The organism is Pseudomonas sp. TMW22091, assembly GCF_022496705.1.
GTDB classification, from domain to species: domain Bacteria; phylum Pseudomonadota; class Gammaproteobacteria; order Pseudomonadales; family Pseudomonadaceae; genus Aquipseudomonas; species Aquipseudomonas saxonica.
Genome location: NZ_SCFI01000009.1, coordinates 176297 through 200745, shown reverse-complemented (window position 1 = coordinate 200745; position 24449 = coordinate 176297). Strand labels below are relative to the sequence as shown.

The window sequence follows — 24449 nt, the reverse complement described above, 5'->3', positions numbered from 1 at the left end:
TTCTGAAAGGCCCTTGGTTCGGACTCTCAGAAAATCTCCTCATCAGGCTAATCACGGTTATTTGACCCGGCTCTTGCCGGGTCTTTTTTTGCCTGTGGAAAGCGCCCGCCAACCACTAAAGATTTTGTTTCAGCGCGCAATAATCAGCGGATGACCCAACTCAGGGTGCGGTTGCACCAGTACATCCAGACCGAAGACGGCTTTGAGCAAGTCGGGTTTCAACACTTCCTGTGGACAACCCAATGCACTGGGGCGCCCCGCTTCCAGCAGCAACAAGCGATCGCAGTAACGTGCAGCCAGGTTCAAGTCATGCAGAATGATCAGCACAGCCGCCCCGCGATCTGCGAATGCTCGAATGGCTTTTAACGTCGTATGTTGGTGCAAAGGATCCAGCATGGAGGTGGGCTCATCCAGCAACAACGTTTGACCATTTTGCCCAGGCCATAATTGCGCCAGCACGCGCGCCAAGTGAACCCGCTGACGTTCACCACCTGATAACGCCAAATAGCTGCGACCCGCTAAATGTCCAACATCCGCAGTCTCCAGCGCCTCATGGATTATTTGTGCATCGCGCACGCGCCCTGTCTGATGAGGCAGGCGTCCCATACCCACCACCTCCTCCACTCGAAACGCAAAATCCAGTGTCGACGTTTGCGGTAAAACGGCCAATCGCTGTGCACGCTCAAGGCCTTTCCATTGATTCAGAGGTTGCTCATCCAGCCACACCAGCCCCTCTGTGGGGGCAAGCTCCCCGCACAATGCGGCCAACAATGTACTTTTACCCGCGCCGTTGGGCCCAAGCACCCCAAGCACTTCACCCGCCCGCACCTCAAGACAGACATCAGCCAACACGATTTTTTCACCGCGTCGGATGTGCAAATTTTCTGTGCGCAGCATCAGTGGCGACCTCGCAGCAGTAAATAGAGGAAAAAGGGCGCACCAAGAAATGCGGTAACAATACCAATCGGCAATTCCGCCGGCGCTAAAGCAAGACGTGCAATCAGGTCTGCAAACAGCAGCAGGGTTGCCCCCGCCAATACAGACGCGGGCAGCAACACCCGATGATCTGGCCCTGCCAGCAGTCGTACCAGATGGGGCACTACCAGCCCGACAAAGCTGATCATTCCAGCCGCAGCTACTGCTGCGCCGACCCCTAGCGCCGTACACATCACCAGTTCGCGCTTGAGACCTTCCACGTTGATGCCAAGATGACTGGCTTCGGATTCGCCCAACAACAACGCATTCAGCGCCTTGGCGCGGCGTGGCAACCACAACGCAACACCCGCGGTGACAACCAGCAACGGCCATAACCGTGCATAGCTGGCACCATTAAGGCTTCCCAAGTTCCAGAATGTCAGCGTTCGCAACGTCGCATCATCAGCCAGATAGGTGAAAAAACCCACAATAGAACCTGCCAGCGCGGTCAGTGCGATCCCCGCCAGTAACATCACGCCTACATGGGTCTGGCCATTACGACGACCGACGCGATACACCAGTGCGGTGACCGCCAGCCCACCAACGAACGCACTAAACGACAATAGATAAGGACCTGAAAATTCAGGCAGCCCGCCCAAGGTAGCGCCTGCCACAATCGCGATCGCCGCGCCCAAAGAAGCACCACTGGACACGCCCACCAATGCCGGGTCTGCCAATGGGTTGCGAAATAGCCCCTGCATGGCCACCCCCGACAGCGCCAGCACGCCGCCAACCGCCAGTCCCAGCAAAGTGCGCGGCAAACGAATCTGCCCCAGTATTAATTCGGCCTGCTCCAGCCCTTGGCCATGAATGGGCACTCCCATCAAGCGTAATGCCGCACGCAAGGTATCAAATAAAGGCAGGCTCACCGGCCCCAAGGCCAGTGACAACCAAATACTCAGCACGCACAACGCGCCCAACCCAATAAACAATGAGCGAGGTTTAACCAATGTCCTCATGGGTTTGCCGGCGCCTTGGGATAAAACTCAGCGGTCAACTGCTTCAAACTGGCCGGTAGACGCGGGCCAAGACCACCTACTAGCAGTGTTGGATCAAGCTCATAAATGCGCCCATCCTTAGCAGCCTGGATCGACGCCAAAATAGGGTTTTCTTTCATCAATGCCTTTCGAGCGGGTTCGCCTGTCAGTGCACGATCGGCAAACACCAACACCTCAGGGTTCAACCCTACCAGCGCCTCAACGGAAAATGGCTTATAACCCGAATGCGTCGCCAGGTTCTGCCCACCCGCCTGGGTCAACAGCCAGTCCGCTGCAGTGTCCTTGCCCGCAATCATCGGCTTACCGCCCGCGTGGCCCAACAGCAACAGCACACCTGGCGCTTTTTGATTGGCCTGAGCCCGCTTGACTTGCTGCAGATGCACTTGCAGTTGCTGCTGGTAATCCGCGAACAATTGCGCGGCCTGCGCCTCATCGCCCAACAGTCGTCCTAAATGCATAAGTGTCGCTTCAAGACTTGCCAGGTCGGGCTGGGCCGAGAACATCTCGACAGCTACCCCGGCCCCACGAATCTGCTCCAACACAGGCGGCGGCCCCATTTCATCAGTGCCTATCAAGACATCGGGTTTCAAGCTCAAGATGCCTTCTGCCGAAAGCTGACGCTGATAACCCACACTGGGTAGAGACTTGAGTGATTCAGGATGCTGGCTGGTAGTATCGACCCCAACCAATTTAGACTCCGCGCCCAACTTACTGACCCACTCCGATAGCGCACCTCCGACACTGACCCAGCGTTGTGGTAACTCGCTGGCCAAACTCGCATGACTGATCACAAGGCCAGTACAAAGGGCAATCAGGTGGGTACTCAAGCGCATACAGAGATGTTCCTTGATAGAGAGGGCACAACGGGCAAGGTTAGTTTTATGCAGCCACACTGAACCTTGCAGAGCGAAACTACATTTGATAATTGTTTGCATTTGCACGTCAACCTATTAACCCGCTCCACTGTAAGCCACGGCTAAACCCAGATGAGACTGCAATGATTTTTTTATGCCCTTCAGAGGCACTGCTTGAAGGTACTGCCCGAGGCTTTGAACACAACGACATGCGCCTGCTGGCAGTGCGCCGCGAGGGCCAGGTGTATGTTTACAAAAATCGCTGCCCGCATCGCGGCGTTCCATTGGAGTGGCAACCGGATCAGTTTCTCGATGCCAGCGCCAGCTTGATCCAGTGCTCGACTCATGCGGCTTTGTTTTTGATTGAAACTGGCGAGTGCGTTGCCGGACCATGCGCTGGACAGTCTCTGTCAGCCCTTGAATGCCGCGAGGATACTAAAGGGATCTGGATCATACCCTCTGTGTCAGAGGAGGACGTCTAAGCGGCGATCCACAACGATTGCTTCCGGCGTCAAGCTGACTCCGTACGCCAATACCTCGACTCCAGAGGCGACTGCCTCTCGCAACGCGGCAGCGTATCCTGGGTCTATTTCTTCAGCCGGGCGCACGGCGTCGATCCCAGTCAGATTGACGCAATACAACTGCACCGCCCGCACACCCTGGCGAGCCAGACTGGCCAGCTCCCGCAAATGCTTGGCGCCGCGCTGCGTTACGGCATCCGGAAATGCGGCTATGCGCGTGCCATCAAATCCTAGCGTCACGCTTTTCACCTCGACATAGGCAAAACCTTGCGGATACTCCAGGCGAAAATCAATCCTGCTATTTTCTTGCCCATAGGCAACTTCACGCTTAAGCGCCGTAAACCCCCTAAGTTCGGTGATAACACCTGCTAGCAACGCCTCCTCAATCAAGCGATTGGCACGCCCGGTGTTGACGCAGGCGAGCCTTCCTTGCGGTGTTTCGCTGATTTCCCACGTGCCTGGGAGCTTACGCTTGGGATCATTAGAACGACTGAACCAGACTTGCCCGCCTTCGACCATGCAATTGAACATCGATCCCGTATTAGGGCAGTGAATGGTCATCAACTCGCCGCTAACTGTCTCAATATCCGCCAAAAAACGCTTATAACGTTTAATCAGGCGCCCCTCTTCCAAGCCCGGAGAAAAGTGCATCAGCCCCTCCAGCTTTTCAAGCCACGGGCGATCCGATCAACCGCCTCCTGAAGGCGATCCAGATTTTGCGTATAGGCAAAACGTACGTGATGCCCAGACTGATAACGACCAAAATCCAGCCCAGGTGTAATGGCTACGTGCTCTGTTTCAAGAAAATGCTGGCAAAAAGCGAAGGCATCGCCACCAAACGCGCTGATATCGGCATACAGATAAAACGCACCTTCGGGCTCGACGGCAATGCCAAAACCCAACTCGCGCAACGCTGGTAACAAAAAGTCACGACGACGACCGAATTCGGCTCGACGGGCTTCCAGAATGGTCAACGTCTGCGGCTCAAAGCAGGCCAGCGCCGCGTACTGCGCCATGCTTGGCGCGCTGATGTAGAGGTTTTGCGCAAGTTTTTCGAGGTCGGCAACCGCCTCGGGTGGCGCGACTAGCCAGCCCAACCTCCAGCCTGTCATACCGAAATACTTGGAGAAACTATTGAGTACAAACGCGCTGTCATCCACCTCAAGCACGCTTGCCGCATCGCAACCGTACGTCAGGCCGTGATAGATCTCATCCACCACCAAGTGCCCGTTACGTGCCTTGATAGCCGTCGACAACGAAGCAAGCTCATCTCGACTCAAAAGGGTGCCGGTAGGGTTGGCCGGTGATGCAACCAATGCCCCAACACTGTCCTGATCCCAATAACGCTCTACCAGATCAGCCGTGAGTTGATAACGCACATCCGGCCCTACAGGAACGAGCTGTGCCGCACCCTCCACAAGACGTAGGAAATGCCTGTTACACGGGTAGCCAGGATCAGCTAGTAGCCAATGTTTACCCGGATCGACCAATAAGCTGCTGGCTAAAAGTAGTGCACCGGAGCCACCCGGAGTGATCAGAATTCGCGAAGCGTCGATATTCAAACCATAACGCTGGTGATAAAACCCCGAAATGGCTTCACGCAGTTCCGGCAGGCCGCGAGCGGCTGTATAGCGCGTCTTGCCTGCCGCCAAAGCAGCCTGGCCGGCGGTAATGATGGGCTCAGCCGTGGTGAAGTCGGGCTCGCCTATTTCGAGGTGAATGACATCGTGCCCCGCCGCTTGCAACTCATTGGCGCGGGCCAACAACGCCATGACATGGAACGGTTCGATCGCGCGACTGCGCGCACTGTAAGACTGAGCCATGAGCCTGCCTTTGTGGGTAAGCAAAAGCCAGATTCTACCCAAGCACTGTCACAAGGGAGAATGAATTAGAGTCTTACACTGCACATGAGTAGAACCAAACGGTGCAAGCACGGGTCACAGCTCGACTAAAATTATTTATTCAGCCACTAATCTCAAGCATCACAGGCTCCAGACACAACCACTGGCGGCAGGCTAGACAACAGGGAGTAGCGCGGCCCGATTTGATCTGGTAAGTTCGCCCGCTTGCAGCCGCAGGGCCGGCAGGTGTCGGTGATGTTGCAATCCTGCGCAATGGATTAGAAGAATGAGAGGCGGTCCATTTCATGCCCACACAAGCTAAGCAACAGAATAGTCAACTCAGCGGCTTCGAACCGTACGTTGAAACGAAGGGTGAAGAGTACATGGGCGAGCGCATGCGCAAGCACTTCACCAAGATTCTGCAAAAGTGGAAACAGGACTTGATGCAGGAAGTTGACCGCACCGTTGATCATATGAAAGACGAAGCGGCGAACTTTCCTGACCCGGCCGACCGCGCTAGCCAGGAAGAGGAATTCAGCCTGGAACTGCGTGCCCGCGATCGCGAGCGCAAGCTGATCAAGAAAATCGACAAGACGCTGCAATTGATCGAAGACGAAGAATACGGCTGGTGTGAATCCTGCGGCGTCGAAATCGGCATTCGTCGACTTGAGGCCCGCCCTACTGCCGACATGTGCGTAGACTGCAAAACCTTGGCTGAAATCAAGGAAAAACAAGTCGGCAAGTAATCGCCGGTTTGACCAAATGGGGCGTGCGAACGCCCCATTTTTGTTTCTGAAATTAAGTCCTGCCGGTTGGTAGCTGTTGTACCGGCTGCGATAAGGACTGTAGGCCCTCTACACTACCGGGACTGCTGTCGCCCCCCATCGCAGCCTTCGGCAGCGGCTACAGGATCTTTGCCATGACGGCTTGTTCAACCCCCGCTTACACCGGGCGCTTTGCCCCAACCCCCAGTGGCCATTTGCACTTTGGCTCATTGGTGGCAGCCCTCGCCTCTTACCTTGATGCCCGATCAGTGGGTGGCCGCTGGCTGCTGCGAATGGAAGACCTCGACCCTCCGCGGGAAATGCCCGGCGCTCAAGCCGCCATCCTCGATGCACTGGAGCGGTACGGCTTCGAGTGGGATGGTGAACTGGTACGTCAAAGCGATCGCCATGACGCCTATGCCCATGTCCTCGACCGTTTGTTCAGCCAGGGGCTGGCTTATGCCTGCACTTGTTCGCGCAAACAACTCGAGGGCTATAACGGTATCTATCCCGGTTTTTGCCGAAATGCCGGCCACTCAATCGAGAACGCCGCCATCCGATTACGTGTGCCTGAACTGCAGTACGCGTTCAAGGACAGGGTTCAAGGGGAATTCCGCCAGCACCTGGGTCGCGAGGTGGGTGATTTCGTGATTCGTCGCCGTGACGGACTTTATGCCTACCAGTTGGCGGTGGTACTCGACGATGCCTGGCAGGGCGTGACTGATATCGTGCGCGGCGCCGACTTGCTGGACTCCACCCCACGCCAGCTCTACATGCAGGAGCTACTGGGGCTGTCACAGCCGCGTTACCTGCACGTGCCATTGATCGTGCAGCCGGATGGCCACAAGCTTGGAAAATCCTACCGCTCGCCGCCCCTGACGGCCGATCAAGCCACACCGTTACTGCTGCGTGCCTTGCGAACATTGGGCCAGAAGACTGACGCAGGTCTTGAGCACGCCAGCCCGCGCGAAATCCTGAACTGGGGCATCCAACACTGGAATGCTGACCTGATCCCGCGCACGCTCACGCTGGCCGAAGCGCAATTACGCTGACACCTGTTGCAGGTTGTCAGCCATCCGTTACCATCGCCGCACGTTTCGAGCATGCGGCCAGTAAAAGAGAGGGCAGGATGTATATCTATAGATTGGTCCTGTTGCTGGTTGTGGGGATCTACCTGTTTTCACCCGCCATCATGGATTGGTGGATCGATGCGACAGGCGCTTGGTACAGGCCTTATCTGCTTTGGCTGATTCTGATTGTTGTGACCTTTATTTTGCAGAGCCAAAAAGATGCCGATGAGCTTTAGCCTCACCCAGATGATTCTCATCAGCGCCGCCTACCTGACGGTTCTGTTTGGCGTAGCCTGGATCAGCGAGCGAGGGATGATCCCGCGATCAATCATTCGCCACCCGCTGACCTACACGTTGTCTTTGGGGGTGTACGCCAGCGCCTGGGCTTTTTACGGCACGGTGGGGCTGGCTTACGAATACGGCTACGGTTTCCTGTCCAGCTACCTGGGCGTCTCTGGGGCGTTTCTTCTGGCGCCCGTGCTCCTGTACCCCATTCTCAAAATTACCCGCACCTATCAACTTTCCTCACTCGCCGACCTTTTTGCCTTCCGCTTTCGCAGCACGTGGGCCGGGGCACTGACCACGATTTTCATGTTGATTGGCGTCCTGCCACTGCTGGCCCTGCAAATTCAAGCTGTCGCCGACTCCATCAGCATCCTGACCCGCGAGCCTGTGCAACACCGCGTGGCACTCAGCTTCTGCGCATTGATCTCACTGTTCACGATTTTCTTCGGCTCAAGGCACATCGCAACTCGGGAAAAGCATGAAGGACTGGTGTTTGCCATCGCCTTTGAGTCAGTCATCAAACTTATAGCAATCGGTGGCGTGGGCCTCTACGCACTGTATGGCGTCTTCGATGGCCCGCAACAGCTCGAAGTGTGGTTACTGCAAAACCAGACTGCCCTCGCAGCTCTGCATACCCCATTACAAGAAGGGCCGTGGCGTACCCTGCTGTTGGTGTTTTTTGCGTCAGCCATCGTGATGCCGCACATGTATCACATGACGTTCACTGAAAACCTCAACCCGCGCGGGCTTGTCAGCGCCAGCTGGGGCTTGCCGCTGTTCCTGCTGCTAATGAGCCTCGCCGTGCCACTGATTCTATGGGCTGGGCTCAAACTGGGCGCCACCACCAATCCCGAATACTTCACCTTGGGTGTGGGTATTGCCGCCAACAGCAAATCACTGGCATTACTCGCTTATGTCGGCGGGCTGTCAGCGTCCAGCGGGTTGATTATCGTCACCACCCTGGCACTGTCAGGCATGGCATTGAACCACCTGGTATTGCCGCTCTATCAGCCACCTGCCGAAGGTAATATCTACCGCTGGCTGAAATGGACCCGACGTGCGTTGATCGTGGCCATCATTATGGCCGGCTTCGGTTTTTACCTGCTGATGGGTGCAGAGCAGGACCTGGCCAACCTCGGCATTGTCGCGTTTGTCGCCACCTTGCAATTCCTGCCGGGCGTACTGTCGGTGCTGTACTGGCCAACGGCGAATCGCCGCGGCTTTATTGCCGGGTTGCTGGCCGGGATTCTGGTGTGGATGGCCAGTATGCTGTTCCCGCTGATCGGCAATTTTCAGGGCTTTTACATCCCGTGGCTGAACATGATCTACGTGCTGGACGATACCAGCTGGCACATGGCAGCCATCGCATCACTCGCTGCCAACGTACTGATGTTTACGCTGATTTCTCTGTTTACCAATGCCAGCCCCGAAGAAGCCAGCGCCGCCGAAGCCTGTGCAGTGGATAACGTTCGACGCCCGCAACGACGCGAATTACACGCAGCTTCGCCACAAGAGTTTGCCACCCAACTCGCCAAACCACTTGGGGCGAAAGCGGCGCAAAAAGAAGTCGAACAAGCCTTGCGAGACTTATTTTTGCCCTTCGACGAGCGTCGCCCTTATGCCTTGCGCCGCCTTCGCGACCGTATCGAAGCCAACCTTTCCGGCTTAATGGGCCCCAGCGTCGCTCAGGACATGGTCGAAACCTTCTTGCCCTACAAATCAAGCGGCGAAAGCTACGTCACTGAAGATATTCACTTCATCGAAAGCCGGCTCGAGGACTACCACTCTCGCCTGACCGGGCTGGCCGCAGAACTGGACGCCCTGCGCCGTTACCACCGTCAAACGCTGCAAGAGTTGCCGATGGGTGTCTGCTCGCTGGCCAAAGACCAGGAAATCCTGATGTGGAATAAAGCCATGGAGGAGCTGACCGGCATCCCCGCACAGCGGGTGGTGGGTTCGCGCATGAGCACTCTGGGCAACCCATGGCGTGAACTGCTGCAGGGGTTTATCGACTTGCCCGACGAGCACTTGCACAAGCAACATTTGGCTCTTGACGGTCAAACCCGCTGGCTGAACCTGCACAAGGCAGCCATTGACGAGCCGTTGGCACCGGGCAACAGCGGTTTGGTGTTACTGGTCGAAGACCTGACCGAGACTCAAATGCTCGAAGACAAACTGGTGCACTCCGAGCGACTGGCCAGCATCGGACGGCTGGCGGCGGGGGTGGCTCATGAAATCGGCAACCCTGTGACCGGCATCGCCTGCCTGGCGCAAAATCTGCGTGAAGAACGCGAAGATGACGAAGAACTGACTGAAATCAGCAGCCAGATACTTGAACAGACCAAGCGCATCTCGCGCATTGTGCAGTCCTTGATGAGCTTCGCCCACGCCGGCAGCCACCAGCACAATGACGAACCCGTCTGTCTGGCTGAAGTGGCACAGGATGCGATTGGTTTGCTGGCGTTGAACCGGCGTAATTTTGAAGTGCAGTTCTACAACCTGTGCGACCCCGACCATTGGGTCGAGGGCGACCCTCAGCGATTAGCGCAAGTGTTGATCAACCTGCTGTCGAACGCCCGGGATGCATCCCCTGCCGGCAGTGCTGTCCGGGTCAAAAGTGAAGCCGGTGAGCACACCATTGATCTGATCGTAGAAGACGAAGGCACGGGCATTCCGAAGAACATCATGGACCGATTATTCGAGCCGTTTTTCACCACCAAGGACCCCGGCGAAGGCACCGGTCTGGGCCTTGCACTGGTCTATTCCATCGTTGAAGAGCATTATGGACAAATCACCATCGACAGCCCGGCTGACATTCAAAGCCAACGCGGAACCCGTATTCGGGTCACCCTGCCGCGTCATGTCGAAGCGACGTCCGCTGTGAACTGAGACCGTCGAGAGAACTGAATCAATGCCGCATATTTTGATCGTCGAAGATGAAACCATCATACGCTCCGCACTGCGCCGCTTGCTGGAGCGCAACCAGTACCAGGTCAGCGAAGCGGGCTCGGTACAGGAAGCGCAAGAGCGTTTCAGCATTCCCTCGTTCGACTTGATTGTCAGCGACCTGCGGCTGCCCGGTGCCCCCGGAACTGAGCTGATCAAGCTTGGCCAAGGCAAGCCAGTGTTGATCATGACCAGCTATGCCAGTCTGCGTTCTGCCGTGGACTCCATGAAAATGGGAGCGGTGGACTACATCGCCAAACCGTTCGACCACGACGAAATGCTGCAAGCCGTGGCGCGTATCCTGCGTGATCGCCAAAGCACTCAAAGCACACCTGTCGAGCGCCCGGCCAAGGCCGGTAATGCGGACAAAAATACGGTCGATAACAGCAACGGCGAGATCGGCATCATCGGCTCTTGCCCGCCCATGCTGGACATGTACAGCAAGATACGCAAAGTCGCACCTACCGACTCCAATGTCCTGATTCAAGGCGAATCGGGAACGGGTAAAGAGTTGGTAGCCCGTGCTTTGCACAACCTGTCGCGACGCGCCAAAGCACCGATGATTTCGGTCAACTGCGCGGCCATCCCTGAGTCCTTGATCGAATCAGAATTGTTCGGCCACGAGAAAGGCGCCTTTACCGGCGCCAGCGCGGGACGTGCAGGCCTCGTTGAAGCGGCCGATGGCGGAACATTGTTCCTCGATGAAATTGGCGAATTGCCCCTTGAAGCACAGGCGCGTTTGCTGCGGGTGCTGCAAGAAGGTGAAATTCGTCGGGTAGGTTCGGTGCAATCACAAAAAGTGGATGTGCGCCTGATCGCTGCAACTCACCGCGACCTCAAGAGCTTGGCAAAGGTGGGTCAGTTCCGCGAAGACTTGTACTACCGATTGCACGTCATCGCCCTCAAGCTTCCCCCCTTGCGCGAACGTGGTTCAGACGTTAATGAAATTGCCCACGCTTTTCTGGCACGCCAAAGCGCGCGCGTTGGCCGTACCGACCTGAAATTTGCCCCGGATGCCGAACGTGCCATTAGCCAGTACTCATGGCCAGGTAACGTTCGAGAACTCGAGAACGCCGTAGAGCGTGCCGTTATTTTGTGCGAAAACCCGGAAATCTCTGCCGATTTGCTAGGTATCGACATTGAGCTGGGCGACCTGCGTGACGATGACTTCATTGGTTTGGGCCCGCAGCACAGCATCAGCAGCGGTAACACCAGCCATGACCCAGCCGAAGACCTCTCTCTTGAAGACTACTTCCAGCACTTTGTGCTTGAGCACCAGGACCACATGACCGAGACCGAGCTGGCACGCAAACTGGGTGTCAGCCGTAAATGCCTGTGGGAGCGCCGTCAGCGCCTGGGTATTCCGCGTAGAAAAACCGGGGTGACCACCGAAGGGTAACGCTCCAGGTAACACACAGAAATGTGAAAAAACTGTTACCGCACCTTAAAGACGTAACAAAAGCCGGGGCTTACGGTAACGAAGCTCCGGTTTTTTTTGGCCCAGAAAAAGGCTAAATCCCCGCAAAGCCCTTATTTTGCTGGCCCACGCAAAAGTTGGCACGCACCCTGCTATATGTATCCGTACAAGAACAATAAGAATCACAGCAGCACACAATAAAAATAAGACGTATCGGCTCACGCATAACAAGAACAACACGGCGGAGGCGCAGCTAACTGATTGTTTTGGAGAGGCGTTGTTATTGGGGCTAGCCCCACAACCCGGCAGAGAAGAACAAAAACTGCACTTAAAGCAGAACCTGAACTGGTTGGATCATTGATCACAGCAACACAGCGACCAAAGCAATCCGTTTGCTCTTATCTCCCGATTGGGAGGGTTACACAGGCAAAACCTTTGTAACCAGGGCACTTAACAAAAACAAAAAGCCCGCAATCAATAATAAAAATAGAGCACGCAATAATTTCTAGGGGAGCTTCGGCTCCCCTTGTGCTTGCTGAGATTTAGAAAAATCTTCCACCTGTCTAGTTCGCACCTCTTGCAGCTGTTTCTACTGGCCGCTTGCAGCTTCGGTCACAAGACCGCCTCAGCTTCCTACACCATCCCCTGACTAAATGCTAGAATCCCCGCCCATCATGCGGTCATTCTTCGTTTTGGCCGAACATTCCTTCAAACAGTGCATCCCATGCTGAAGAAGCTGTTCCAGTCACTCCGTACTCCCAAGCGTCGCACGCAACAACTGCGCAGCACCCCTGAAGTGCTCAATAGCAGCCAGCATTCGCTGCAACGCGCCCAGTTCAGCCGGTACGCGGTCAATATTGTTGAACGCCTGCAGAACGCTGGTTATCAGGCCTATCTGGTCGGCGGCTGCGTACGCGACATGCTGCTCAATATCACGCCTAAAGACTTCGACGTCGCCACCAGTGCAACGCCTGAGCAAGTGCGTGCCGAGTTTCGAAACGCGCGCATCATTGGCCGCCGCTTCAAACTGGTCCATATCCACTTTGGTCGCGAAATCATTGAAGTCGCGACATTCCGCGCCAATCATCCGCAAAACGACGAAGAGGAAGACAGCAATCAATCCTCGCGTAACGAAAGCGGACGCATTTTGCGCGACAACGTTTACGGCACCCTTGAAGAAGACGCCCAGCGTCGTGACTTCACGATCAATGCCCTGTACTACGACCCGGTCAGTGAGCGCATTCTCGATTACGCCAACGGCGTACACGACATTCGCAACCACTTGCTACGTCTGATTGGCGATCCTCAACAGCGCTACCAGGAAGACCCGGTTCGTATGCTGCGAGCCGTGCGCTTTGCCGCCAAGCTCAATTTCGGCATCGAAAAGCACACAGCTGCGCCGATTCGCGAACTGGCACCTATGCTGCGAGAGATCCCTTCTGCACGTTTGTTCGAAGAAGTCCTCAAGCTGTTCCTCTCAGGTAACGCTTCTGACACCTTTGAAATGCTGGTCGACCTTGAGTTGTTCGATCCATTGTTCCCGGCGAGTGCCGAAGCCCTGGAAAACAACCCGACGTACACCCACACCTTGATCAGTGAAGCCTTGCGTAACACTGACCTGCGGATCAAACAGGGCAAGCCTGTTACCCCGGCATTTTTGTTTGCCGCACTGCTGTGGCCTGCCCTGCCGGCTCGGGTTTTACGCTTGCAAGACCAAGGCATGCCGCCTATTCCGGCCATGCAAGAAGCCGCTCACGAGCTGATCAGCGAACAATGCCAGCGCATCGCCATTCCAAAACGCTTCACGATGCCCATCCGCGAGATCTGGGACATGCAGGAGCGGTTGCCACGGCGCAGCGGTAAACGTGCCGATATGCTCCTCGACAATCCGCGTTTCCGCGCCGGTTATGATTTTCTGCTGCTGCGCGAGAGCGCAGGCGAGCAGACTAACGGCCTGGGTGAGTGGTGGACTGACTACCAGGATGCGAACGAAAGCGGACGCCGCGAAATGATTCGCGACCTGAGCAATGCCAAAGACGAAGGGGGCGGTCCTGCACCCCGAAAACGCCGCCGTACCGGGGCTAACAAGCGTAAACGCAGCGCAGCAGACGAGTAAACGATGGAACGTACGTACATTGGAATGGGCAGCAATCTGGCTGACCCGGCTGAGCAATTACGCAGCGCTGTCGAAGCGCTGGCACAATTGCCGGACTCCCGCCTTGTGGATGTATCTGCGTTCTATCAGAGTGATTCACTGCTGGCGGGCCAACCCCGCTATACCAACGCCGTAGCGGCTCTAGATACGGTAATGACTCCCTTGCAACTGCTGGATGCCCTGCAAGCCATCGAACTGGGCCAGGGCCGCGAACGACATGAGCGCTGGGGGCCTCGCACACTGGATCTCGATATCCTGCTGTTCGGTGATCGACTGATCGACGAACCGCGCCTCAAGGTTCCGCACTACCATATGCAGGCACGGGCTTTCGTCCTCTATCCGCTGGCTGAAGTAGCCCCCGCGTCGCTGATTCTGGCCGATGGTCGCCCCCTTTCTCAGCTATTGAGCGAATGCCCATTTGTCGGGCTGGAACGTCTGCCCCCCCACGCTGAATCGAATCAATCACGCCGGTAACACTGACCCGGTAACACCTGTAATTGACTTCCAGTGTGCTCGTCACGACTATAGGCATCCCGCTGCCGTCCAATGGACGGCGCAATGTGAAAAGCAGGCGTTACAAACACCCCTTAGAAGTGGTGCTCCTGCTTATACGATGAATCACACGCGTTACTCGCAGTGATTGTCACACTGCCTGACGAGGATCCTTTTTCATGCCGGCTATCACCCTCACCACCCTGCAAAGCCTTAAGCAAAAAGGTGAAAAAATCACCATGCTGACGTGCTATGACGCCACCTTTTCGCACGCTTGCAATCAAGCCGGTGTGGAAGTGCTACTGGTAGGCGACTCCTTGGGCATGGTTCTGCAAGGGCATGACAGCACACTGCCAGTTACCACCGCCGAAATGGCGTACCACGTGGCCTGCGTCAAACGCGGCAACCAGGACGCAATGATTCTTGCGGACCTGCCATTTATGGCTAATGCCACGCTGGAGCAAACCCTGAACAACAGCGCACAGCTGATGCAAGCCGGGGCCCACATGGTCAAGGTAGAGGGCGCGGTCTGGCTTTCAGATTCCATTCGCTTACTGACCGAGCGCGGTATCCCTGTCTGCGCGCATATGGGTCTGACTCCGCAAACCGTCAATGTACTGGGCGGTTATAAAGTGCAAGGCCGTAACGAAGCCCAGGCTCGCCAAATGCGGGCCGATGCCATTGCATTGGAGCAGGCAGGCGCGGCCATGCTGCTGCTTGAATGCGTGCCGAGCGAGCTTGCCAAAGAAATCACTCATGCGGTCAAGATCCCGGTAATCGGGATTGGCGCCGGCAGCGACACCGACGGTCAGGTTCTGGTGCTGCATGACATGCTCGGTTTGTCCCTTACAGGGCGCGTACCCAAGTTCGTGAAAAACTTCATGGCGGGTCAACCCGATATTCAATCAGCACTCAGCGCTTATGTGACTGAAGTCAAAGCTGTCACTTTCCCTGGCACTGAACACGGATTCTCTGCATGAACACTGTTAAAACCGTTCGCGAATTGCGCGCGGCTGTCGCTCGCGCACGCCGCGAAGGCAAGCAAATCGCCCTTGTCCCCACCATGGGCAACCTGCACAGCGGCCATGCGGCCCTGGTTACCACGGCCGCGCAACAGGCTGACTTCGTGGTAGCGAGCATATTTGTAAACCCGCTGCAATTTGGCGCTAACGAAGACCTGGACACCTATCCACGCACGTTGGCCGCTGACCAGGAAAAACTTCTGCAAGCGGGCTGCCATTTGCTGTTTGCACCCACCGTTGAGGAAATGTACCCGAACGGCATGACTGGACTGACCCGCGTGACTGCCGCCCAACTGAGCAATGAGCTGTGCGGCAGCCGACGCCCAGGGCATTTCGATGGTGTGACTACGGTCGTCAGCAAGCTGTTCAATATGGTTCAGCCCGATCTGGCCATCTTCGGGCAAAAGGACTACCAGCAACTGGCCGTTATTCGCGCCATGGTCCAAGAGCTGAATATGCCCGTTCAGATCATCAGCGAACCCACGGTACGCGCCGAGGACGGTCTGGCCCTGTCGTCTCGCAATGGCTATTTGAGCGAAGAGCAACGCGCTCTCGCGCCTGCGTTGTATCAACACTTGAAGGCAATGAGCCAAGCCATTACCGCAGGCGAACGTAACTATGGCGCGCTGATCAACCAGCATGTGGAGCAGATTCAAGCGCTCGGCTTTCGCCCTGACTACCTGGAAGTCCGCCACGCTCTGACCTTGCTTCCTGCACAAGCCTCGGATCGCGACTTGGTGATTCTGGTGGCTGCGTTCCTGGGCAACACTCGCTTGATCGATAACGTCCATTTGAATCTCGACAGCGGGCTGTAACAGCCAATGTGAGTCCGAGGCCCACTTAATAGCCTTCATCATGAAACACTGAAACGTTTCACCTTGAGTGACACTGCGGTGACAAAAGTTACCGCCAGGTGTCAGACAAAACCGAGACATAAGGTGGCACTAGGTTTACTGTTGTGGCCCGGCTTGTGATCAAGCGTAGAAACAGACTGACCGAACACCTCACCCATGCGTGAAGGTTTCGGGAGTTTCAGTGTCCAAAGGCAGTTCAAGCAAAAAGGATATTCGCAGCGATGGCGTACTACCGCACTCCTCATGACGTTACCGCTCTGCCCGCCTGGCAAGCGTTAAAACTCCACCGTGCCGACATGCAGAATTTCAGCATGCGCGATGCGTTCAACAATAATCCGAAGCGTTTTGAAGACTTCACGCTGAGCAGCTGCGGGTTGTTTCTGGATTACTCGAAAAACCTGATCACTGATGAAACCCGCGACTTGCTGGTTGATCTGGCTAACGAGGTTGATCTTAAAGGGGCAATCAAATCGCTGTTTGAAGGCGAAATCGTTAACGCCTCCGAAGGTCGCCCGGCCTTGCACACCGCACTGCGCCGCCCTGTAGCCGACAAACTGTCGGTGAACGGCGTCAACATCATGCCCCAAGTGCACAAAGTCTTGAACCAAATGACCGAACTGGTCGGGCGGATTCACGATGGCCTGTGGCGCGGCTACACCGAAAAACCCATCACTGACATCGTCAACATCGGCATTGGCGGCTCATTCCTGGGCCCTGAACTGGTGTCTGAAGCCCTGCTGTCCTACGCGCAAAAAGGCGTGCGCTGCCACTATCTCGCGAACATCGACGGCAGTGAGTTTCATGAACTGACCGCAAAACTGCGCGCTGAAACAACACTGTTTATCGTTTCGTCGAAGTCATTCAACACCCTCGAAACATTGAAAAACGCACAGGCTGCCCGCGCTTGGTATCTGGCGCAAGGTGGTTCGGAAGCTGAGCTGCATCGCCACTTTATCGCCGTATCGAGCAACAACGCGGCTGCGGTAGCCTTTGGTATCCGTGAAGAAAATATCTTCCCGATGTGGGACTGGGTAGGCGGTCGCTATTCGCTGTGGTCGGCGATTGGTTTGCCGATCGCACTGGCCATCGGCATGTCCAACTTCAAGGAGCTGCTGTCCGGCGCCTACAGCATGGACCAGCACTTCCAGAACGCCCCGTTCGAGCAAAACATGCCGGTGTTGATGGCCTTGCTCGGTGTTTGGTATGGCAACTTCTGGGGTGCGCAAAGCCACGCCATCCTGCCGTACGATCACTACCTGCGTAACATCACCAAGCACCTGCAGCAGCTGGACATGGAGTCCAACGGCAAGAGCGTACGTCAGGACGGTACCCCGGTGTCGACTGACACAGGCCCGGTGATCTGGGGCGGCGTGGGCTGCAATGGGCAGCATGCGTATCACCAGTTACTGCATCAAGGCACACAGCTGATTCCGGCCGACTTCATCGTGCCGATCGTCAGTTTCAACCCGGTGTCCGACCATCATCAATGGCTGTATGCCAACTGCCTTTCACAAAGCCAGGCACTGATGCTGGGTAAAACCCGCGAAGAAGCCGAGGCCGAGTTGCGCGATAAGGGCATGCTCGAAGAAGACATTCAAAAACTCGCACCGCACAAAGTGATCCCGGGCAATCGTCCGAGCAACACGCTTGTGGTTGAACGTATCAGCCCACGTCGCCTGGGTGCACTGGTGGCCCTGTACGAGCACAAAGTTTTCGTTCAGAGCGTGATCTGGGGCATAAACGCCTTCGATCAGTGGGGCGTGGAACTGGGCAAGGAACTCGGCAAAGGCGTCTACAACCGCCTCACCGGCAGCCTGGAAGAACCTGCCGACGACGCATCGACCCAAGGTCTTATCAACTACTTCCGCGGTCGTCATCGCGGTTGATTGATAGCCAGCCAGCCTCGGCATCCGGGACTGGCTGGCACAACCGAGGCTCCATGGAACTCATTCGCCGCCCCATCGAACGCCAAATCATGAGCCTGACCGGCCTTTCGCTCGGCCAGCTCGACCTTGAAAACCCCAAAGGCGATCCCGGTCTGTTTGGCCCGGACTCTATCAGTTGGCAAGTGCACGGTGACTTCACCAGCATGCTGATAGGCGGCATCAGCGCGTTGATGCTGCAAGCCTTGCACCCACTGGCGTTGGCCGGGGTATGGGACCACTCCAATTTTCGTCAGGACATGCTGGGACGACTGCGTCGTACAGGACAGTTTATTTCAGGCACAACGTTTGGCTCCACCCGGGATGCCGACTGGCTGATTGAAAAAGTACGTACCATTCACTTGCAGGTTACCGGTACGGGTCTTGATGGCAGACCGTATGCCGCCAGCGATCCGCACTTACTGACATGGGTGCATGTGGCCGAAGTCAGCAACTTCCTGGCCGCTCATCTGCGGTATCGCAATCCGCATTTATCCATCGCCGATCAAGATCGTTATTACGACGAAATAGCATTGGTCGCTGAGCGCTTGGGCGCCACTGACGTGCCACGCACACGCCAGCAAATAGCGGAATACCTCAACGATATCCGCCCTCAACTGCTGTGCGATGAACGCAGCAATGAGGTTATTCGCCTGTTGCTGAATGCACCCTCACCCAGCCTTTTGGCCAAACCGTTTGGGGCACTGATGATGCAAGCCGGGATTGATCTACTGCCAGACTGGGCCAGTCATCAATTAGGGCTTTATCAGCGCCCGCTCACTCGCACGCTGGTAAGGGCCGGTGTTAAAAGCACCGCGCCGGTACTGCGCTGGGCCGTACGTAATGGTTCGGTGCAGCGTGCACGGCGGCGGATGGGACTTGACTAAAACCCGAGCGCCATCAATTTATGCCACCATGCGTGCCTGATTCCGAGTACTACACACCAATAAAAATGAGGATTCGCGCGATGCAAGACGTCGTAATAGTTGCCGCCACCCGCACCGCCGTCGGCAGCTTTCAAGGTTCGCTAGCCCATGTTTCTGCTGTTGAGCTGGGGGCAGCCGTCATTCGTCAGCTACTGGAACAAACCGGCCTGGATGGCGCTCAGGTCGATGAAGTGATCATGGGCCAAGTGCTCACCGCGGGTGCCGGGCAAAACCCTGCGCGTCAGGCGGCAATCAAGGCTGGCCTGCCTTTCGCTGTTCCGGCAATGACCCTGAACAAAGTCTGCGGCTCTGGCTTGAAAGCCTTGCACCTCGCTGTGCAGGCCATACGTTGTGGCGATGCCGACGTCATCATTGCTGGCGGCCAGGAAAACATGAGCCTGTCCAACTACATCGTCCCCGGTGCCCGCACGGGCCTGCGCATGGGCCACAGCCAAATCGTCGACACAATGATCAGCGATGGACTGTGGGATGCATTCAATGACTATCACATGGGAATCACCGCGGAAAACCTTGTGGATAAGTTCGGCATCAGCCGCCAGGAGCAGGATGAATTTGCTGCTCAGTCCCAACAAAAAGCCATTGCGGCCATCGAAACCGGCCGTTTTGTCGATGAAATTACGCCGATCGTGATCCCGCAACGTAAAGGCGAACCCGTTTCGTTCGATACCGATGAGCAGCCACGCGCAGGTACAATGGCTGAATCGCTGGCCAAGCTAAAACCGGCGTTCAAAAAGGACGGCTCTGTCACCGCTGGCAACGCCTCCTCGCTCAACGATGGTGCGGCTGCCGTGCTGTTGATGAGTGCGAGCAAAGCCAAGGCCCTGGGCTTACCGGTGCTGGCCAAAGTCGCTGCTTACGCCAACGCTGGAGTCAACCCGGCCATCATGGGCATCGGTCCTGTAGACGCCACCCGGCGGTGTCTGGCCAAGGCGGGCTGGAGTCTTGAACAGCTTGACCTGATCGAAGCCAACGAAGCGTTCGCCGCTCAAGCCCTGTCGGTAGGCAAAGAGCTGAATTGGGACGCGAATAAGGTCAACGTCAACGGCGGGGCCATTGCGATTGGTCACCCGATTGGTGCGTCAGGGTGTCGTATTCTGGTCACCCTGCTCCATGAAATGATCAAGCGCGATGCCAAAAAGGGTCTGGCAACCTTGTGCATCGGCGGCGGCCAAGGTGTAGCCATGGCCATTGAGCGCGATTAAACAAGCACTCTGTAGTCGCTGCCGCAGCCTGCGACAGCGACTACAAAAGCCCGTTTAGACTCTGTTCTGTTAAACTGCCGCGCCTTATCTATTCCCAAGGCGCATCGCATGTCTTCCTTGAATCAGGCGCTGCGCGCCGCCCTCGATAATCGTCACGATCTGCTGGCAGAACTGCATGCCCAAGGCACCGACTGCTATCGCCTGTTCCACGGCAGTCAGGAAGGCGCCGGGGGCCTGACCATCGACCGATACGGCCCACAACTGCTGGTGCAAAGCTTTCATCAACGTTTGGAACGCGATGACTTGCTGCAGTTGCATGACGCGATCAATCGTCATCTGGGGCTCGATTTGTTGCTGGTGTACAACGATCGCTCCCAAGGCAACTCGCGCATTGACCGTGACGACACAGTCTATCGCGCCGATGAAGCGGCGCTTCAAGACATGGTGGGGCATGAATGGGGCCTTAACTATCGCGTCCGCGGCCGCCATGCAGGCCAAGACCCTTTGCTGTTCCTTGACCTGCGCAACGCACGCGGCTGGGTCAAACAACACAGCGCTGGCAAAAGCGTACTGAACCTGTTCGCCTATACCTGCGGGGTGGGCCTGAGCGCCGCGGCCGGAGGTGCCAGTGAAGTGTGCAACCTCGACTTCGCCGAGGGCAATCTTGCCGTGGGCCGTGAAAACGGCCTATTGAATCCTGAGTTGAAAAAAATGAAGTTCGTGCAGTCCGATTACTTTGCTGCCATCCGCCAACTGGCAGGATTGCCCATCGTTCAGCGCCGCCACAAACTCCCCGCCTATCCCCGCCTTGAACAACGCGAATATGATCTTGTGTTGCTCGACCCACCCGCGTGGGCAAAGAGCGCTTTCGGCACCGTTGATCTATTACGCGACTATCAAAGCCTGCTCAAACCCGCGGTGCTGACCACTGCCGCAGATGGCGTACTTATCTGCTGCAACAATCTGGCTAAAGTCAGCATGGACGATTGGCGTGAACAAGTACTGCGCTGCGCCGAAAAAGCCGGTCGCCCGGTGCGTGATTGGCAGGTGCTCAGCCCTGCGGCAGATTTTCCGTCGATGGATCATCAGCCACCCTTGAAAACGCTGATTCTACAGTTCTAGATCTTACTCACGATCTGGACAAATCCTGCAGATCACATGGCATCCGTCTCGGAACCAGAAACGCGTGCCATACTCAAAGGCACTCTGACTGAAATAGACGACACCCCACATGCTCAAAGGATTGATCCGCGCCGTTATTGTTTTGCTATCGGCGACTGCCATTTATAGCCTGCTGGGCTTTTTAATATTGCCCGGCATTGGCCTGCGCATCATCAACCAGCAGTTGGCCAACTACGCCACAGTCCCCGCTAAACTCGATCGGCTCGAGTTCAACCCGTTTACGCTGGAGTTGACCTTGTGGGGATTTCGCGTCGGCGAGCCGGGTAAGGAGCAGGTGGCATTTGAGCGGTTTTACGCCAACCTGCAAACAGACAGCCTGTGGACAAAAGCTTTGCATCTGGCGGATGTACAGCTGGACAAACCCAAGACTGAGGTGCTGTTTAACAAAGACGGTACGCTGAACCTGACCCAACTGTTCAAGTTGCCGGCCAGTGAGCCGACACCCGCCAACCCCGACAGCAAACCTTTCCCGCTGCGCATTGACGCCATCAAACTGGCTGATGGCTACCTCCATTTCACCGATATGCGTCCCAGCGAGCCCATCGAATTTCTCTACGATTCGATGGATCTTGAGCTGAAAAATCTGAGCACCTTGCCCGAAGACAATGCCGACATGACGCTGGTGGCTAACGGCCCCGAAGGCGGTCGCATCGATTGGAGTGGCACGCTGAGCGTGGTGCCGATTGCCTCAAAGGGCACACTCAAGGTGACTGACGGCAAGATGAAAGCCTGGTGGCCTTATGTGCGTGATGAGCTGCCTCTGGTGCTCGAAGATGGCGTCCTGAATTTCAGCACGGATTACACGCTGAACCTGGCTAAAGACACGCAAATGGTGCTCAGCAACGCTACCGCCAGTATTGCGCCCTTCAACATCAATGCTCCAGACGGACGTCCATTGGCAAGACTCGAACGGCTGGATGTCAGCGATACCACCCTGGACCTGGCCAAGCAACACGTCGTGGTTGGCAAGATCAACAGCAAGAATCTGGAAACTTGGGTCACTCGGGAAAAAGATGGCCAGCTCGACTGGCAGAAACTGTTTGCCAGTCATCCATCCAAGGCTTCCAGGGCTTCACACAAAGGGGTTGACCCAGTCACCGTCGAGCCCCCTAAACCTGCTCCTGTGGCCCCGAGCAAGCCATGGCAAGTACTGCTTAAAGACGTGCAACTACGCGACTATCGCGTTCATCTCGCCGATAAAGAACCCAAAACACCTGTGGCCCTGGATATGGGTCCGATCAATGTCGACGTCCATAATTTCGACAGCCTTAACCAGTCACCTTTCACCGTCAAACTCGATGCAGGCATAGGCAAGCAGGGAAAACTGACCGCCAGCGGTGACGTGGATCTCAACCCGGTGAGCGCCAAACTCAAGGTCACCACCCAAGATATCGACCTGCGCGTTGCGCAAGCTTACATCGACCCGTTCATTCGACTTGAATTGCGAAGCGGTATGCTCGACAGCGATCTGACGGTCGACCTCAAAAGCATCGACCCCTTGGCCTTTACCGTCGACGGACGCGTGCAGATCGCCCAGCTGCACACGCTCGACACCCTCAAGAATCGTGACTTCCTGAAATGGCAGCGCCTGGATCTGGAGGGTCTGAAGTACAAGCATGAGGACAGCCTGGCGATTGCCAACGTCAAATTTGCGCAGCCCTACGTGCGCTTTATGATCAACGACGACCGCACCACTAATATCGACGACCTGCTTATCCCGCAACCGGCTAATAGCGGCGCTAAAACAACCGCCAAACCGGCCACCACCAAGAACAAGCCGCTGGGCATCCATATTGGCGGCATTGCGATCAATGATGGCTCTGCCAATTTCGCAGACTTCAGCCTCACGCCTAACTTTGCAACGGCCATCCAACAGCTCAACGGCCAAATTGGCACCATTGATAGTCGCCAAGCTAAACCTGCCAGTGTGAATGTCGCCGGTAAGGTTGACCGATATGCGCCGGTAACTATCAAAGGTAGCGTCAACCCCTTTGATCCAATGGCGAGTCTCGACATTGCCACCAGTTTCAAACGGGTCGAGCTGACGACGCTGACACCCTACTCGGGTAAATTCGCCGGTTACCGCATTCGCAAAGGCCGCCTGAACCTTGACGTGCATTATCTGATCACCAAAGGGCAGCTCAAGGCTCAAAACAAGCTGGTCGTGGAGCAACTGCAATTGGGTGAAAAAGTCGACAGCCCGGATGCGGTCGACCTGCCGATCAAGTTGGCGATTGCCCTGCTCAAAGACACCGATGGAACGATCTCAATTGATTTGCCGCTCACAGGCGACCTCAACAACCCGCAATTCAGTGTGATGCCCATCGTCTGGCAAACTCTGCGCAATCTGGTGCTGCGCGCCGTACAAGCACCTTTCAAGTTTATTGGCGGACTGATCAATGGCGGTGGCTCAGAAGATTTGGGCACGGTGTCCTTTGCCCCCGGGTCGAGCGAGTTGAAACCTGATGCACAAAAAGCGCTCGACACGCTCGCCGAAGCGTTGAAGAAACGCCCGGCCTTGCGCCTGGAGATTGAAGGCACCGCGGCGCAAACCAGCGATGGGCCACTGATCGCCAAGGATCGCCTTGAGCGCGAATATCAGTACACCTACTACAAAATCCTCCAGCGTCGAGGCGAGAAAGTACCCGCTCAAGCATCGCTGCTTAACGTACCAGACGATGAAAAAGCCCCTTTGCTTGAAGGTATTTACCGTGCCCGCATGAAGCAACAACCGCCTGCTGAATGGGCAGATCTGAGCCGTGAAGAGCGTGCCGCTAAAATGCGCGATGCACTGATCGATTTCTGGAGCAAAAGCGAAGTATTGCTACGTCAACTGGGTCAAGACCGAGCCAGCAGCATCAAAGACTATCTGGTGGATAAAGGCGGGCTGGCAGATGACCGCGTCTACTTTATCGATGCCACGCTGGGTGAAGCCGAGAGCGATGGTCGAGTGATTACTCCCCTGCATCTGGACAGTGAGTAGGGGCTCATCGTCCCAGGCT

20 protein-coding genes are annotated in these 24449 nt (G+C 56.2%); 15 read left to right on the top strand and 5 right to left on the bottom strand.

Features of this window, described 5'->3' with window-relative positions; translation table 11 throughout:
* Positions 1-129: 129 nt before the first annotated feature.
* From EQV93_RS17460 to EQV93_RS17450, 3 genes are read right to left on the bottom strand one after another with little or no spacing between them, the layout of a single operon-like run.
* Positions 130-897: a heme ABC transporter ATP-binding protein gene (locus EQV93_RS17460; protein WP_122783681.1), complete on the bottom strand. Its 768-nt coding sequence runs from the start codon at positions 895-897 to the stop codon at positions 130-132.
* Positions 897-1880, bottom strand: coding sequence for a FecCD family ABC transporter permease (locus EQV93_RS17455; protein ID WP_208727529.1), 984 nt, complete (start codon positions 1878-1880; stop codon positions 897-899). Before EQV93_RS17455 ends, EQV93_RS17460 begins: the two co-directional genes overlap by 1 nt.
* A gap of 50 nt (positions 1881-1930) precedes the next feature.
* Positions 1931-2806 carry a heme/hemin ABC transporter substrate-binding protein gene (locus EQV93_RS17450; protein WP_240892050.1) on the bottom strand — a complete coding sequence of 292 codons (876 nt, stop codon included), beginning with the start codon at positions 2804-2806 and terminating at the stop codon, positions 1931-1933.
* 164 nt (positions 2807-2970) lie between these two features.
* Between EQV93_RS17450 and EQV93_RS17445 the strand changes: the two genes are divergently transcribed.
* Positions 2971-3309, top strand: coding sequence for a Rieske (2Fe-2S) protein (locus EQV93_RS17445; RefSeq protein ID WP_146426045.1), 339 nt, complete (start codon positions 2971-2973; stop codon positions 3307-3309).
* Here the strand turns inward: EQV93_RS17445 and sfsA are convergent.
* Complete coding sequence (gene sfsA, locus EQV93_RS17440) at positions 3292-3999, bottom strand: DNA/RNA nuclease SfsA (protein ID WP_122783685.1); 708 nt, start codon at positions 3997-3999, stop codon at positions 3292-3294. The genes EQV93_RS17445 and sfsA overlap by 18 nt on opposite strands.
* Complete coding sequence (locus EQV93_RS17435) at positions 3999-5171, bottom strand: pyridoxal phosphate-dependent aminotransferase (RefSeq protein ID WP_146387026.1); 1173 nt, start codon at positions 5169-5171, stop codon at positions 3999-4001. The genes sfsA and EQV93_RS17435 overlap by 1 nt, the downstream gene beginning before the upstream one ends.
* Positions 5172-5494: 323 nt before the next feature.
* Between EQV93_RS17435 and dksA the strand changes: the two genes are divergently transcribed.
* The 14 genes from dksA to EQV93_RS17365 all read left to right on the top strand — a co-directional run bounded on the left by dksA (position 5495) and on the right by EQV93_RS17365 (position 24430).
* Positions 5495-5935 (top strand): RNA polymerase-binding protein DksA, encoded by a 441-nt coding sequence (gene dksA / locus EQV93_RS17430; RefSeq protein WP_122783687.1) that lies wholly within the window; start codon positions 5495-5497, stop codon positions 5933-5935.
* Positions 5936-6108: 173 nt separating this feature from the next.
* A complete protein-coding gene (gene gluQRS / locus EQV93_RS17425; protein WP_122783688.1) occupies positions 6109-7005 on the top strand; it encodes a tRNA glutamyl-Q(34) synthetase GluQRS in 897 nt (298 codons plus the stop codon).
* Positions 7006-7082: 77 nt separating this feature from the next.
* Positions 7083-7259, top strand: a complete 177-nt coding sequence (locus tag EQV93_RS17420; protein WP_003176118.1) for a hypothetical protein — start codon at positions 7083-7085, stop codon at positions 7257-7259.
* Positions 7243-10197 carry a sensor histidine kinase gene (locus tag EQV93_RS17415; RefSeq protein ID WP_167654290.1) on the top strand — a complete coding sequence of 985 codons (2955 nt, stop codon included), beginning with the start codon at positions 7243-7245 and terminating at the stop codon, positions 10195-10197. Before EQV93_RS17420 ends, EQV93_RS17415 begins: the two co-directional genes overlap by 17 nt.
* Positions 10198-10219: 22 nt before the next feature.
* Positions 10220-11653 carry a sigma-54-dependent transcriptional regulator gene (locus tag EQV93_RS17410; RefSeq protein WP_122783690.1) on the top strand — a complete coding sequence of 478 codons (1434 nt, stop codon included), beginning with the start codon at positions 10220-10222 and terminating at the stop codon, positions 11651-11653.
* 742 nt (positions 11654-12395) lie between these two features.
* Positions 12396-13787, top strand: coding sequence for a polynucleotide adenylyltransferase PcnB (locus EQV93_RS17405; protein ID WP_122783691.1), 1392 nt, complete (start codon positions 12396-12398; stop codon positions 13785-13787).
* Between the two features lie 3 nt (positions 13788-13790).
* Complete coding sequence (gene folK / locus EQV93_RS17400) at positions 13791-14300, top strand: 2-amino-4-hydroxy-6-hydroxymethyldihydropteridine diphosphokinase (RefSeq protein ID WP_240892049.1); 510 nt, start codon at positions 13791-13793, stop codon at positions 14298-14300.
* A 197-nt stretch (positions 14301-14497) separates the two neighbouring features.
* Complete coding sequence (gene panB / locus EQV93_RS17395) at positions 14498-15298, top strand: 3-methyl-2-oxobutanoate hydroxymethyltransferase (RefSeq protein WP_240892048.1); 801 nt, start codon at positions 14498-14500, stop codon at positions 15296-15298.
* Entirely contained in the window at positions 15295-16155 is an 861-nt protein-coding gene (panC, locus tag EQV93_RS17390) for a pantoate--beta-alanine ligase (RefSeq protein ID WP_240892047.1), read from the top strand. The genes panB and panC overlap by 4 nt, the downstream gene beginning before the upstream one ends.
* 260 nt (positions 16156-16415) lie before the next feature.
* Positions 16416-18080, top strand: coding sequence for a glucose-6-phosphate isomerase (gene pgi, locus EQV93_RS17385; RefSeq protein WP_122783695.1), 1665 nt, complete (start codon positions 16416-16418; stop codon positions 18078-18080).
* A gap of 53 nt (positions 18081-18133) precedes the next feature.
* A complete protein-coding gene (locus tag EQV93_RS17380) occupies positions 18134-19003 on the top strand; it encodes an oxygenase MpaB family protein (RefSeq protein WP_146387015.1) in 870 nt (289 codons plus the stop codon).
* Between the two features lie 80 nt (positions 19004-19083).
* The gene (locus EQV93_RS17375; protein WP_240892046.1) at positions 19084-20265 is read left to right on the top strand and encodes an acetyl-CoA C-acetyltransferase; all 1182 of its coding nucleotides are present in this window, start codon (positions 19084-19086) and stop codon (positions 20263-20265) included.
* Positions 20266-20373: 108 nt separating this feature from the next.
* Positions 20374-21387 carry a class I SAM-dependent rRNA methyltransferase gene (locus EQV93_RS17370; RefSeq protein ID WP_240892045.1) on the top strand — a complete coding sequence of 338 codons (1014 nt, stop codon included), beginning with the start codon at positions 20374-20376 and terminating at the stop codon, positions 21385-21387.
* A gap of 109 nt (positions 21388-21496) precedes the next feature.
* Positions 21497-24430 carry a DUF748 domain-containing protein gene (locus EQV93_RS17365; protein WP_240892044.1) on the top strand — a complete coding sequence of 978 codons (2934 nt, stop codon included), beginning with the start codon at positions 21497-21499 and terminating at the stop codon, positions 24428-24430.
* The last annotated feature ends 19 nt before the right edge of the window (positions 24431-24449 follow it).